At 70.8% G+C, this 12,945-nt stretch carries 10 protein-coding genes; 7 read left to right on the forward strand and 3 right to left on the reverse strand.

Annotated elements, in window-relative coordinates; genetic code table 11:
* The first annotated feature begins 1 nt into the window (after position 1).
* The 5 genes from mtrB to ACSHXC_RS23865 all read left to right on the forward strand — a co-directional run bounded on the left by mtrB (position 2) and on the right by ACSHXC_RS23865 (position 6,806).
* The gene (mtrB, locus tag ACSHXC_RS23845; protein ID WP_438293559.1) at positions 2–2,002 is read left to right on the forward strand and encodes an MtrAB system histidine kinase MtrB; all 2,001 of its coding nucleotides are present in this window, start codon (positions 2–4) and stop codon (positions 2,000–2,002) included.
* Positions 1,992–3,899 carry an LpqB family beta-propeller domain-containing protein gene (locus tag ACSHXC_RS23850; RefSeq protein WP_438293560.1) on the forward strand — a complete coding sequence of 636 codons (1,908 nt, stop codon included), beginning with the start codon at positions 1,992–1,994 and terminating at the stop codon, positions 3,897–3,899. Before mtrB ends, ACSHXC_RS23850 begins: the two co-directional genes overlap by 11 nt.
* A 67-nt stretch (positions 3,900–3,966) precedes the next feature.
* Positions 3,967–4,794 (forward strand): ComF family protein, encoded by an 828-nt coding sequence (locus tag ACSHXC_RS23855; RefSeq protein ID WP_438293561.1) that lies wholly within the window; start codon positions 3,967–3,969, stop codon positions 4,792–4,794.
* Between the two features lie 314 nt (positions 4,795–5,108).
* The gene (hpf, locus tag ACSHXC_RS23860) at positions 5,109–5,798 is read left to right on the forward strand and encodes a ribosome hibernation-promoting factor, HPF/YfiA family (protein ID WP_373300985.1); all 690 of its coding nucleotides are present in this window, start codon (positions 5,109–5,111) and stop codon (positions 5,796–5,798) included.
* Positions 5,799–6,047: 249 nt separating this feature from the next.
* On the forward strand, positions 6,048–6,806 hold the full coding sequence (locus tag ACSHXC_RS23865) for a response regulator (protein WP_399492923.1): 759 nt from the start codon (positions 6,048–6,050) through the stop codon (positions 6,804–6,806).
* Here ACSHXC_RS23865 and ACSHXC_RS23870 read toward each other — a convergent pair.
* Both ACSHXC_RS23870 and ACSHXC_RS23875 read right to left on the reverse strand, forming a co-directional pair.
* Entirely contained in the window at positions 6,799–7,965 is a 1,167-nt protein-coding gene (locus tag ACSHXC_RS23870; RefSeq protein ID WP_438293562.1) for a winged helix-turn-helix domain-containing protein, read from the reverse strand. The two genes, ACSHXC_RS23865 and ACSHXC_RS23870, sit on opposite strands and share 8 nt — an antisense overlap.
* A gap of 44 nt (positions 7,966–8,009) precedes the next feature.
* Positions 8,010–8,582 (reverse strand): GNAT family N-acetyltransferase, encoded by a 573-nt coding sequence (locus tag ACSHXC_RS23875; protein WP_438293563.1) that lies wholly within the window; start codon positions 8,580–8,582, stop codon positions 8,010–8,012.
* A gap of 197 nt (positions 8,583–8,779) precedes the next feature.
* Between ACSHXC_RS23875 and secA the strand changes: the two genes are divergently transcribed.
* Entirely contained in the window at positions 8,780–11,632 is a 2,853-nt protein-coding gene (secA, locus tag ACSHXC_RS23880) for a preprotein translocase subunit SecA (protein WP_438293564.1), read from the forward strand.
* 98 nt (positions 11,633–11,730) lie between these two features.
* Here secA and ACSHXC_RS23885 read toward each other — a convergent pair whose 3' ends face one another.
* The gene (locus ACSHXC_RS23885; RefSeq protein WP_438293565.1) at positions 11,731–12,138 is read right to left on the reverse strand and encodes an Rv3235 family protein; all 408 of its coding nucleotides are present in this window, start codon (positions 12,136–12,138) and stop codon (positions 11,731–11,733) included.
* Positions 12,139–12,416: 278 nt separating this feature from the next.
* Here ACSHXC_RS23885 and ACSHXC_RS23890 point away from each other — a divergent pair, with 278 nt between their 5' ends.
* Positions 12,417–12,923 carry a DUF6912 family protein gene (locus tag ACSHXC_RS23890; protein WP_438293566.1) on the forward strand — a complete coding sequence of 169 codons (507 nt, stop codon included), beginning with the start codon at positions 12,417–12,419 and terminating at the stop codon, positions 12,921–12,923.
* Positions 12,924–12,945: the final 22 nt, after the last annotated feature.

Raw genomic sequence — 12,945 nt, forward strand, 5'->3', positions numbered from 1 at the left:
GATGACCCAAGAAGCTGGGCGCAAGACGTCCTGGGGCGGCCGGCTGCTCCAGGACGGAGCGCCCGGCGGTCCGGTGCTGCGCCTCGTCGTGCGCTGGCTGCGGCGCCCGTTGCTGCCCGCCGCGCGGCTGTGGCGGCGCAACATCCAGCTGCGGGTGGTCGCGGCCACCCTGCTGATGTCGCTGGGCGTGGTCGTGCTGCTCGGCTTCGTGGTCATCGGGGCGGTGCGCAACGGCCTGCTCGAAACCAAGGAGAAGGCGGCCGTGAGCCAGTCCGCCGGCGGTTTCGCAGTCGCGAAGGACAAGGCGGGCAGCCCCGTCTCGTCCGGTGACGACTCCACCTCGGGCCGCGGTTCCGGCTCCTCGGTGAGCTGGCGCAACGACCTGGTGACCCAGCTCGCGAGCAGCGGCCAGGGCGCGTTCTACGTCGTCGCCCTGGGCTCGGCCTCGTCGGACTCCGACTCGGCGTCCAGCAACCGCGGGCCGCGCGCCTCCGGCTTCGTGGACCCCCGCGCGAGCGTTCCGCAGAGCTTGCGCGACAGCGTCGACGAGGGCGTCGGCGCGTTCAAGACGTACACCTCGATCAAGTTCACCGACGGCCAGGAAGCCGAGCCCGGGCTCGTGGTGGGCACCCGGCTCAAGGACGTCGACGGGCAGTCCTACCAGCTCTACTACCTCTTCCCGCTGGTGCAGGAGGAGAAGTCGCTCACCCTGGTCAAGACGACGCTGGCGACCGCCGGGCTCTTCGTCGTGGTGCTGCTCGGGGCGATCGCCTGGCTCGTGGTGCGGCAGGTGGTCACGCCGGTGCGGATGGCGGCCGGAGTCGCCGAACGGCTCTCCACCGGCGTCCTCAGAGAGCGCATGAAGGTCACCGGCGAGGACGACATCGCCCGGCTCGGCGAGGCCTTCAACAAGATGGCGCAGAACCTCCAGGGCAAGATCAACCAGCTGGAGGAGCTGTCGCGGATGCAGCGGCGGTTCGTGTCCGACGTCTCGCACGAGCTGCGCACACCTCTGACGACCGTACGGATGGCAGCCGATGTCATCCATGAGGCGCGGGTCGACTTCGACCCGGTGACGGCGCGTTCGGCCGAGCTGCTCGCGGGGCAGCTGGACCGGTTCGAGTCGCTGCTCGCCGACCTCCTGGAGATCAGCCGGTTCGACGCGGGCGCGGCGGCACTCGAAGCCGAGCCGATAGACCTGCGGGAGGTCGTGCGCCGGGTGATCGAGGGCGCCGAGCCGCTCGCCGAGCGCAAGGGCACTCGGATACGGGTGGCCGGCGACGAACAGCCCGTGGTCGCCGAGGCCGATGCCCGCCGGGTCGAGCGGGTGCTGCGCAACCTGGTCGTCAACGCCGTCGAGCACGGCGAGGGGCGGGACGTCGTGGTGCGCCTCGCGGCGGCCGGCGGGGCCGTCGCGGTCGCGGTGCGGGACTACGGCGTCGGGCTCAAGCCGGGCGAGGCGACGCGGGTGTTCAACCGCTTCTGGCGGGCCGACCCTGCGCGCGCCCGCACCACCGGTGGTACGGGGCTCGGCCTGTCGATCGCCGTCGAGGACGCACGGCTGCACGGCGGCTGGCTGCAGGCCTGGGGCGAGCCGGGCGGCGGTTCGCAGTTCCGCCTGACCCTGCCGCGTACCGCCGACGAGCCGTTGCGCGGATCGCCGATACCGCTGGAGCCGGAGGACTCACGGGCCGCCCGTGAGCGGGCGAAGGCCGAGGCGGGGGCCGCGCAGGCGCAGGGCAACCGGCTCTCCTCCGTACCGACGCCGCGCCTGGACCGTTCCACGCTGCCCGTGCCGCCCACGGCGCCGGTGCGCCCGCGCACCTCGGGTCCCGCGGCCAGTCCGGCCGGGCTGCCCGGAGGCGGCGGGGGCCGCGTGGTGGCCCGGCTGACCGACGCGGAACCGGGCACGCGGCCCGCCGCGGAGCGCGGAGAAGGCGCAGCGAGCCCCGAGCGGCTCGCCGACATGACTGACCAGGAGGGATCGGCCCGTGGGCGCTGACCGGGGGAGGACCCGCGGCACGCTGCCCCGGGCGGTGGTCGTGCTGGGCTGTGGCTCGCTGCTGGTGTCGGGCTGTGCGTCCATGCCGAGCAGCGGTGACGTGCACTCGGTCTCGGCGTCCCAGCGAGCCGATTCGCAGGTGCAGGTCTACGCGGTGCCGCCGCGGCCCGGCGCCGAGCCCAACGAGATCGTGTCGGGCTTCCTAGAGGCCATGACCAGCGACGATCCCCAGTTCGCGATGGCCCGCCAGTATCTGACCGCGAAGGCCGCGAAGGACTGGCAGGCGAATCAGGTCACCGTCCTCGCCGACGGCCCCGACCCGCAGCCGAACCGGTCCGGCGACCGGGGCGCGGACTCGAACGGCTTCACCTTCACGGTGTCCGGCAAGCCCGTCGCCGTCGTCGACAAGCAGCGCGCCTACCAGCCCGCCAAGCCGCAGGACACCTACAGCCAGACCATTCACCTGGTGCGGCAGAGCGGTCCGGACGGGACGGGCAAGGAGTGGCGCATCGACGCGCTGCCGGAGGGGCTGCTGCTCGGGCAGTCCGACTTCCAGCGCATCTACCGCTCGGTCAACAAGTACTACTTCGCGGCGGGCCAGAACCAGCTGGTCGCCGACCCGGTGTACGTGCGCCAGCGCACCGACCCCGAGACGCAGATGAACCTGATCACGCAGACGGTGCAGTCGGCCCTGGACGGCCCGACCAACTGGCTGAAACCGGTGGTCACGTCGAAGTTTCCGTCGGGAACGGCGCTGAAGAGCGACACCAAGTCGCTCGCCCTGGACGACCGCAACGCGCTGAAGGTCCCGCTGAACGAGCGAGCCTCCAATGTCGGCGAGGCGCAGTGCAAGCGGATGGCGGCCCAACTCCTGTTCACGCTGCGGGATCTGACGACCACTCGGATCGGTCAGGTGGAGCTCGACCGGGCCAACGGCTCCCAGCTGTGTGTGCTCAGCGGCGACCAGGCCGAGACGTACGCGCCGGAGCGCATGTCGACCAGTCCTGGGCAGTACTTCGTGGACGCCACGGGCCATGTGGAGCGGATGCGGGCCGACGCGAGCGGTTCGGACAGCTCGGGCGGCGGCACGGACAGCTCCGACAGTTCGGACGCCTCGGTGGTGACCGAGCCGGTGCAGGGCCCGTTCGGCAAGGGCGAGCAGCAGGTGCGTACGGTCGCGGTCTCGCGGGACGAGAAGCGCGCGGCCGGGGTGTCGGCGGACGGCAAGGCCCTGCTCGTGGCCCCGCTCGCGGTCGGCGGCGAGCTGGTGCACACGCCGGTGACCAGCGACGACAAGGACGCCAAGAACGGCGGCCTCTCGGCGCCGAGCTGGGACGGGCGCGGCGACCTGTGGGTGGCCGACCGCAATCCGGCCAAGCCGCGGCTGCTGCGCCTCGCGCAGGGCACGGGCGAGCCCGAGGCGGTGGATGTGACGGGTCTCAACGGCGCGCAGATCCAGCAGGTGCGCATGTCGGCGGACGGTGTGCGCATCGCACTGCTCGTCTCCGAGGGCGGGCACACGACGCTGCGGATCGGCCGGGTCGAGCGGGCCGAGGACGGTGACAAGAAGGTGGTCTCGGTGCGCGAACTGCGCCCCGGGGCACCGCAGATGGAGGACGTGACCGCCGTGTCCTGGGCCGGGCGCAGCCGTCTGGTCGTGGTCGGCAAGGAGATCGGCGGGGTCTCCCAGCAACTGCGCTATGTGCAGACGGACGGGTCGACCTCGGCGGCCGGCACCCTGCCGAGCGTCAACAAGCTCACGGACATCGCGGCCACCGACGACGACCGGATGCCGCTTGTGGCGCACTCGCAGGAGGACGGCATCGTCCGGCTGCCGCCCGGGGCGAACTGGAAGACGGCCGTCAAGAAGGGCTCGGCGCCCGCGTATCCGGGGTAGCCGCAAGGCTGTGGACGGGTTGTCCACAGGGGTGGCCGAGCCCTGCTCCCGTTGGCACAGTGGAGCCATGCGGGGGTGGTGGCGGGAGTTCTCCGGCCTTGTGCTGCCGACTGCCTGCGGCGGCTGCGGCAGGCCGCGTACGGCGCTGTGCGAGGGGTGCCGGGCGACGCTGCTCGGGTCGCCCGCATGCCGGGTCCGCCCGGCGCCGGAGCCCGCCGGGCTGCCCGCGGTGTACGCCGCCGCGCCCTACGAGGACGCGGTGCGCGCGGTGCTGCTCGGGCACAAGGAGCGCGGTGCGCTCGGTATGGCCGCGGTGCTCGGGCAGGCTCTGGCGGGCGCGGCGCGGGCGGTCGCGGAGCCGTGCGGCCGGGGGCCGTTGCTCCTTGTCCCGGTGCCGTCGTCGCGGCGTGCGGTGCGGGCCCGCGGGCACGACGCGACCCGGCGCATCGCACTGGCCGCGGCCGGGGAACTGCGCCGGACGGGGACGGATGCCCGGGTGGCCGCGGTCCTGCGCCAGCGCCGTACGGTGGCCGACCAGGCGGGCCTGAGCGCCCCGCAGCGGCTCGCGAATCTGTCCGGGGCCCTGGTGGTGGCAGGCGGTGGTGCGCGGCTCCTGGAGGGCGGCCGGGTGGTCCTGGTGGACGATCTGATGACCACGGGCGCATCGCTCGTGGAGGCGGCGCGTGCGGTGCGGGCGGCGGGGGTAGGCGAACCCGGCAACGGCCCTCTGGACGGAGATCGATGCCCCGGGCAGGGAATTCCAGGATTTACCCGTTCGGCGGCTTCGCATCAGCGGCCGGGGACCGGGGCCGCGGTGCGGAACGCCGGTGTTCCGCACCCGGTGGCCGCGGTTGTCGCGGCTACTCCGGAAACGTTCGCAATAAACCGGAACTGACTGCGAACTTGCATCGTTGCAGGTAGTGAGAGGGCAGAAGCACCTGAGTGGAGGTACGTGCGAGTAGCGGGTGCCGACATCGGGCCGATCGAGCTATGTTCGGTTGTGAGGAATGGCGAAAGACCGTTCACTTAATGCACGGCTGAACTTCGGCGCGTTGTCACTTACCCCCGGGTTCGTGGGGTGGGGATCTTCTCGACGGGGGAGGAGGAGGTGATACGTCACCGAGTCCGACGCCCCGGCACTCACCGGGGTCTGGTGCAAAAGGGAGCAGCTCCGCACTGAGGCGGAGTGATCCGGGAACGGAGTTCTGCGTGGACATCGTCGTCAAGGGCCGCAAGACCGAGGTGCCCGAGCGGTTCCGCAAGCACGTGGCCGAGAAGCTGAAGCTGGAGAAGATCCAGAAGCTCGACGGCAAGGTAATCAGCCTCGACGTCGAGGTGTCCAAGGAACACAACCCGCGGCAGGCGGACCGGTCGGACCGGGTGGAGATCACCCTTCACTCGCGCGGCCCGGTGATCCGTGCGGAAGCGGCGGCGGCAGACCCGTACGCGGCGCTCGACCTGGCGACCGGCAAGCTGGAGGCGCGGCTGCGCAAGCAGCACGACAAGCGCTACACGCGCCGGGGCAACGGCCGGCTCTCGGCCGCGGAGGTCGTGGATGTCGTACCGGGTGTGGCGGAGTTGAACGGAAACGGCAAGCCTGTGGACGCTTCGGAGGAAGACCGCATTCCCACCACCAGGATCGGCTCGCTCGAGGTACAGGGCGAAGGACCGCTGGTGGTCCGCGAGAAGAACCATGTCGCAGCCCCGATGACGCTCGACCAGGCGCTCTACGAGATGGAGCTGGTCGGGCACGACTTCTACCTCTTCGTCGACTCGGAGACGAAGAACCCCAGTGTCGTCTACCGGCGGCACGCCTACGACTACGGCGTCATCCACCTGGAGACCGACCCGCTCGCCGGTGAGGACGCGAGCGGCGCGGGCGGTGCGCTGGGCGGCTGATCCCGGCCGGGAAGGACCACGGAGAACTCGCCGGTGGGCGCGTTGAACGTCCGCGGACGGCGCGCCGTACCCATGAGTGTTGGTGCCCCTGGAGCCTTTGTGCGCCCCCGGGGGCACCACCGTGCGACCACTGGATCACCCTTCTGTCGGCCGGGCATGAAATCATGGCGTCGCACGCCAACCGCAGCTCCCTGGAGCGTGGTTGGTGCCGCACACCAACTCGGGCCACGGCCTTCAGGGGGAGGAACGATGGCGGACAGCTTCGGGCCGGTGCACGACGGTTCCCATGCCGACAGCCCGAACGGTGGGGACCGCGAGGCCGGCATGGACGCGGGCACCTCCCGCAAGGAGCCGATCCGGGTCCTGGTGGTGGACGACCACGCCCTGTTCCGCCGGGGCCTGGAGATCGTGCTGGCCGCCGAGGAGGACATCCAGGTCGTCGGCGAGGCGGGAGACGGCGCGGAGGCGGTGGACAAGGCGGCCGACCTGCTGCCGGACATCGTGCTCATGGATGTACGGATGCCCCGGCGCGGCGGCATCGAGGCCTGCACCTCCATCAAGGAGGTGGCCCCCAGCGCGAAGATCATCATGCTGACGATCAGCGACGAGGAGGCCGACCTCTACGACGCGATCAAGGCGGGGGCGACCGGCTATCTCCTCAAGGAGATCTCCACCGACGAGGTCGCGACCGCGATCCGGGCGGTGGCCGACGGCCAGTCGCAGATCAGCCCCTCGATGGCGTCCAAGCTGCTCACCGAGTTCAAGTCGATGATCCAGCGCACCGACGAGCGCCGTCTGGTGCCCGCGCCCCGGCTCACCGACCGCGAGCTGGAGGTCCTCAAGCTGGTCGCCACGGGGATGAACAACCGTGACATCGCCAAGGAGTTGTTCATCTCCGAGAACACCGTGAAGAACCATGTGCGCAACATCCTGGAGAAGCTGCAGCTGCACTCCAGAATGGAAGCGGTGGTCTACGCGATGCGCGAGAAGATCCTGGAGATCAGGTAGCCAGCGCCGAGGTGAGCGCCGCCGCTTCCTGCGGGCTCCCGGCCCGTTCGATGCGTACGGAGTCGCAGCCCACCCACTCGGCGGCCTCCAGCAGGGCCTGCGCCATGGGCCGTACGGCCTTCGGCGAGTCCAGCGAGACCTGCTTGGCTACCAGGGTGCGGCCCTCGCGCGCCGGGTCGACGCGGCCGATCAGCCGGCCGCCGGAGAGCAGCGGCATCGCGAAGTACCCATGAATCCGCTTGGGCTTGGGGACGTAGGCCTCCAGGCGGTGGGCGAAGCCGAAGATCCGCTCGGTGCGTGCGCGCTCCCAGACCAGTGAGTCGAACGGCGAAAGCAGCGTGGTGCGGTGGCGGCCGCGCGGCTCGGTGGCCAGCGCCTCGGGGTCGGCCCAGGCGGGCTTGGACCAGCCTTGCACGGTGACCGGCACCAGACCCGAGTCAGCGACCACCGCGTCGAACTGCTCGCCCTTGAGGCGGTGGTAGTCCGCTATGTCCGCCCGGGTGCCCACTCCGAGGGACTGCCCCGCGAGCCGGACCAGGCGGCGCAGGCACTCGGCGTCGTCCAGGTCGTCGTGCAGGACCGCGTCCGGAATGGCCCGCTCGGCCAGGTCGTACACCCGCTTCCAGCCGCGCCGCTCGGTGCAGACCACCTCGCCGTACATCAGCGCCCGCTCGACGGCGACCTTGGACGCCGACCAGTCCCACCACTCGCCCTTGTTCTTGGCGCCGCCCAGGTCCGTTGCCGTGAGCGGGCCTTCGGCGTGCAGCTGCTTGATCACCTGTTCGTAGGCGCCGTCCGGCAGCTCGTGGTTCCAGTGCGGCCGGGAGCGGTAGGCGCGGCGGCGGAAGGCGAAGTGCGGCCACTCCTCGACGGGCAGGATGCAGGCCGCGTGCGACCAGTACTCGAAGGAGTGGCCGCCGCTCCAGTACGCGTCCTCGACGGCCTTGCGGCCGACCGCGCCGAGCCGGGCGTACGGGATGAGCTCGTGCGAGCGGGCGAGGACGGAGATGGTGTCGAGCTGGACCGCGCCCAGGTGGCGCAGCACTCCGCGCACCCCGGCCCGACGGTCGGCCGCGCCGAGAAAGCCCTGGGCGCGCAGGGCGATCCGGCGGGCCTCGTCGGCGGACAGTTCGGCGGCGGGAGGCGGCAGGCTCGTCATGCTCCGCACGATAGTGGCCGCCACTGACAACGCCCGGGCGAAGGTCAGCTCTGCGCGGGCAGGTAGGGAAGGGCGCTCGGCAGGCCCAGGTCCGAGGGGAGCAGGGCGCCGACCCAGCTGTCCCGGCGGGTGCCCTTGTTGAGCATGGCGCCGCGCAGGGTGCCCTCGATGGTGAAGCCGGCCTTCTCGGCCACCTTGCGCGAGCCCGCGTTGCCGACCTCGGCCCGCCACTCCAGGCGGTCGATCCCGAGCTCCGTGAATGCCCAGCGGGCCAGGCGCAGCAGCGCCTCCGTGGTGTACCCGTGGCCGCGGTGCTCCGCCACCGCCCAGAAGCCGATCTCGGCGGTGCCCGCCCCGCGCGCCATCACGCCCATGAGGGCGAGCAGCGGACCGCCGTCCTTGGGGAAGATCGCGAAGCAGTACTCGGTGCCGGTCGCCCAGGACTCCGGCGCGATCTTGCCGGCGAAGGTCTCGGCGTCCTCCCGGGTGTAGGGCGACGGGACGGTGGTCCAGCGCTGGACGGCAGGGTCCTGGGCGCCCTCGTACACGGCGTCGATGTCCTGGGGGCCGAGCGGGCGCAACAGCAGGCGGTCGGAAGTGAGTGTCAAGCGTTCCATCGCCCGATTCTCCGTGGGCGCGGCGGCCGAAGCCACCTCATTTCCCCGTCAGCCCGGCACCTTCCGGGAGTCCCGTCCGTTGTCGTAACGGCAGACCTCCCGGCGCGGCCGGGTCCTCGCATACGATGACCGTTGCTGTACCCGTACCCATAGCCACTCGACCGCGCCAGGCCCGACCGGCAAGGAGACCAACCCCCGTGTCCGTCCTCTCAAAGATCATGCGTGCAGGCGAAGGCAAGATCCTGCGCAAGCTGCACCGCATCGCGGACCAGGTCAACTCCATCGAAGAGGACTTCGTCAACCTCTCCGACGCCGAGCTGCGTGCCCTCACCGACGAGTACAAGGAGCGGTACGCGGACGGTGAGAGCCTGGACGACCTGCTCCCCGAGGCCTTCGCGACCGTGCGCGAGGCCGCCAAGCGCGTCCTCGGCCAGCGTCACTACGACGTCCAGATGATGGGTGGCGCCGCCCTGCACCTCGGCTACGTCGCCGAGATGAAGACCGGTGAGGGCAAGACCCTCGTCGGCACGCTGCCGGCGTACCTCAACGCCCTGTCCGGCAAGGGCGTGCACCTGATCACGGTCAACGACTACCTGGCCGAGCGCGACTCCGAGATGATGGGCCGGGTGCACAAGTTCCTCGGTCTCGAGGTCGGCTGCATCCTCGCCAACATGTCGCCCGCCGAGCGCCGCGCCCAGTACAACTGCGACATCACGTACGGCACGAACAACGAGTTCGGCTTCGACTACCTCCGCGACAACATGGCGTGGTCCCAGGACGAGCTCGTCCAGCGCGGCCACAACTTCGCGATCGTCGACGAGGTCGACTCGATCCTGGTCGACGAGGCCCGTACGCCGCTGATCATCTCCGGCCCGGCCGACCAGGCCACCAAGTGGTACGGCGACTTCGCCAAGCTGGTGACGCGCCTGTCCAAGGGCGAGGCGGGCAACCCGCTCAAGGGCATCGAGGAGACCGGCGACTACGAGGTCGACGAGAAGAAGCGCACCGTCGCCATTCACGAGCCGGGCGTCGCCAAGGTCGAGGACTGGCTGGGCATCGACAACCTCTACGAGTCGGTGAACACCCCGCTCGTCGGTTACCTGAACAACGCCATCAAGGCGAAGGAACTGTTCAAGAAGGACAAGGACTACGTCGTCATGGACGGCGAAGTCATGATCGTCGACGAGCACACCGGCCGTATCCTCGCCGGCCGCCGCTACAACGAGGGCATGCACCAGGCGATCGAGGCGAAGGAAGGGGTGGACATCAAGGACGAGAACCAGACGCTCGCCACGATCACCCTGCAGAACTTCTTCCGCCTCTACAAGCGCCACGACCAAGAGGGCAAGGAAGTGCCCGGCCTCTCGGGCATGACCGGTACGGCGATGACCGAGGCCGCCGAGTTCCACCAGATCTACAAGCTGGGCGTCGTCCCGATCCCGACCAACCGGCCGATGGTCCGCAAGGACCAGTCCGACCTGATCTACCGCACCGAGGTCGCGAAGTTCGAGGCGGTCGTCGACGACATCGCCGAGAAGCACGAGAAGGGCCAGCCGATCCTGGTCGGCACCACCTCGGTCGAGAAGTCCGAGTACCTCTCGCAGCAGCTCTCCAAGCGCGGCATCCAGCACGAGGTGCTCAACGCCAAGCAGCACGACCGGGAGGCGACGATCGTCGCCCAGGCCGGCCGGAAGGGTGCCGTCACCGTCGCCACCAACATGGCCGGACGAGGCACCGACATCAAGCTCGGCGGAAACCCGGACGACCTCGCCGAGGCCGAGCTGCGGCAGGCGGGCCTCGACCCGGTCGAGCACGTCGAGGAGTGGGCCGCGGCGCTGCCCGCCGCCCTGGAGAAGGCCGAGCAGGCCGTCAAGGCCGAGTTCGAAGAGGTCAAGGAGCTCGGCGGCCTGTACGTGCTCGGCACCGAGCGGCACGAGTCGCGGCGCATCGACAACCAGCTGCGCGGCCGCTCCGGCCGTCAGGGCGACCCGGGCGAGTCCCGCTTCTACCTGTCGCTCGGCGACGACCTGATGCGCCTGTTCAAGGCCCAGATGGTCGAGCGCGTCATGTCGATGGCCAACGTTCCGGACGACGTCCCGATCGAGAACAAGATGGTGACGCGCGCGATCGCGTCCGCCCAGTCGCAGGTCGAGCAGCAGAACTTCGAGACGCGCAAGAACGTCCTGAAGTACGACGAGGTGCTCAACCGCCAGCGCGAGGTCATCTACGGCGAGCGCCGCCGCGTCCTGGAGGGCGAGGACCTGCACGAGCAGGTCAGGCACTTCATGGACGACACGATCGACGCCTACATCCAGGCCGAGACCGTCGAGGGCTTCGCCGAGGAGTGGGACCTGGACCGGCTGTGGGGCGCCTTCAAGCAGCTCTACCCGGTGAAGGTCACCGTGGAGGAGCTGGAGGACGCGGCGGGCGACCGGGCGGGCATCACCGCCGAGTTCATCGCCGAGTCCGTCAAGGACGACATCTACGAGCAGTACGCCTCCCGTGAGGAGCAGCTCGGCTCCGACATCATGCGCGAGCTGGAGCGCCGCGTGGTCCTGTCGGTCCTGGACCGCAAGTGGCGCGAGCACCTCTACGAGATGGACTACCTCCAGGAGGGCATCGGCCTGCGGGCCATGGCGCAGAAGGACCCGCTGGTCGAGTACCAGCGCGAGGGCTTCGACATGTTCAACGCCATGATGGAGGGCATCAAGGAGGAGTCGGTCGGCTACCTGTTCAACCTGGAGGTCCAGGTCGAGCAGCAGGTCGAGGAGGTCCCGGTCGAGGACGCTCCGGCCGACGCGCCCTCGCTCAGCAAGGAGGACGCCATCCCGGCCGCGCGTCCGGAGATCCGGGCCAAGGGTCTGGACGCCCCGCAGCGCCCGGACCGGCTGCACTTCTCGGCGCCGACGGTGGACGGCGAGGGCGGCGTCGTCGAGGGCGACTTCGACAACGGTGACGACGAGCCGGCCCGCTCGGAGTCGGACGGTCTGACGCGCGCCGAGCGCCGCAAGGCCCAGAAGACCGCGGGCGGCCGTCGCCGCAAGAAGTAAGCGGCAAGAGGTGAGCCGCGAGGAGTAGCCAACGGCTGTGAGCCGTCGAGGGGCCCGGCACCGGAAAGGTGCCGGGCCCCTCTGCCATCGCCCCTTCGTCATGCCGGGACGCGCTCGCCGCCCAGCTCGACCGCGGCGCACCGCCAGCGAAGATCGGCGCCCTGCTCCAGGCGGAAGGCCATGGCGCGCACCTGCTCGCCCGCCGCGATGCAGGCGGCCGCCTCGACGATCCCCCGGGCCGGCGGGGCCGCGCGGCAGGACCGTACGACGGGACGGGTGCCGCGGGTGCGGAACGGGGTGCGCGGGGCGAGCCGTACCAGCTGCTCGTACGCGTCACCGACGGTCAGGCCCAGCATCCAGTGCACCGGGCGCTCTCCGCTGAGCACCGCGAGGAGCTTCTGCGCGAACAGCTCGTGCGGGGTAAGCCGCGCCGGGCGCCGGGTTCCGGTGCTGCCGGGCCTGCGCTGGTCGCCGCGTCCCGCCGGCCCGGTCGTGGTCCTGCTCATGGCTGCCGCCCCCTTCGATACCAGTGGGTAACTTCTGTTGGGGATCTTGTACGGGGGCGGCGCGAGCGGCCGCAAGGACCGGCCCGGGGCGCGGTGCGGCTCCGCGGATTCACCTATCCGGGTGAGTGGATGAGCTGTCTTCCCAGGTGGGGGCCGGTGCGGCAGGCTCCGGCGGACAGCGGAGCCGTGCCGGTACCGGCAGCTCGAAGGGGGACTCCCGCGCGTATCCTGAACCCGTCTCACGACCGGATGGGACGACGAGAAGAGAGCGGTCTGTCATGCGCGTCTACGTACCCCTGACCATCTCCGGTCTCGCGACGGCACACGGCGCGGGAGAGCTCGGACCAGGCCCGCTCACCGCCTACGCCGTCACCCCCGGCCTGCGCGAGTGGTACGTCTCCGACGACATCGAGGAGCTGGAGTACGCGGCGCTCAGCCGGGCCGCGGCCGCCTCGCTGCGGCTGCTCGCCGGAGCGCCCGACACGGCCAGGCGCCGCGTCGTGATCGCCGTGGACGTGCCGGACAACACCGTGGCCGCCGACCCCGACAGCGCCCTGGACGCCGGCTCGCTGGGCGAGGTCCGGATTGCCTCCTCCGTGGCGTTGGCCAAGGCGGCCGCCGTGCACGTGGACGCCGAGGACGCGGTGGCCGATGTGACGGCCGCGGCGGACGCGCTCGGCGCCGCCGACCACGGCGACGACGACGCCCAGTTCACCGTGGACGGGGCCGAGGACCACGAACTGCTCTGGTTCGGGGTGCAGGAGATCCCCAACCTGATCGCCTGATCTCCCGCCCGACCTGCCCCGA

It is taken from the genome of Streptomyces sp. HUAS TT7, assembly GCF_051550175.1.
In the GTDB taxonomy this organism is placed as follows: domain Bacteria; phylum Actinomycetota; class Actinomycetes; order Streptomycetales; family Streptomycetaceae; genus Streptomyces.

Bases quoted from the DNA above. Each gene is read 5' to 3' on its own strand.
- ACSHXC_RS23855 (WP_438293561.1), top strand. From the start codon at position 3,967: ATGCGGGGGTGGTGGCGGGAGTTCTCCGGCCTTGTGCTGCCGACTGCC.
- ACSHXC_RS23870 (WP_438293562.1), bottom strand. From the start codon at position 7,965: ATGACGAGCCTGCCGCCTCCCGCCGCCGAACTGTCCGCCGACGAGGCC.
- ACSHXC_RS23890 (WP_438293566.1), top strand. From the start codon at position 12,417: ATGCGCGTCTACGTACCCCTGACCATCTCCGGTCTCGCGACGGCACAC.
- ACSHXC_RS23875 (WP_438293563.1), bottom strand. From the start codon at position 8,582: ATGGAACGCTTGACACTCACTTCCGACCGCCTGCTGTTGCGCCCGCTC.
- mtrB (WP_438293559.1), top strand. From the start codon at position 2: ATGACCCAAGAAGCTGGGCGCAAGACGTCCTGGGGCGGCCGGCTGCTC.
- ACSHXC_RS23885 (WP_438293565.1), bottom strand. From the start codon at position 12,138: ATGAGCAGGACCACGACCGGGCCGGCGGGACGCGGCGACCAGCGCAGG.
- ACSHXC_RS23865 (WP_399492923.1), top strand. From the start codon at position 6,048: ATGGCGGACAGCTTCGGGCCGGTGCACGACGGTTCCCATGCCGACAGC.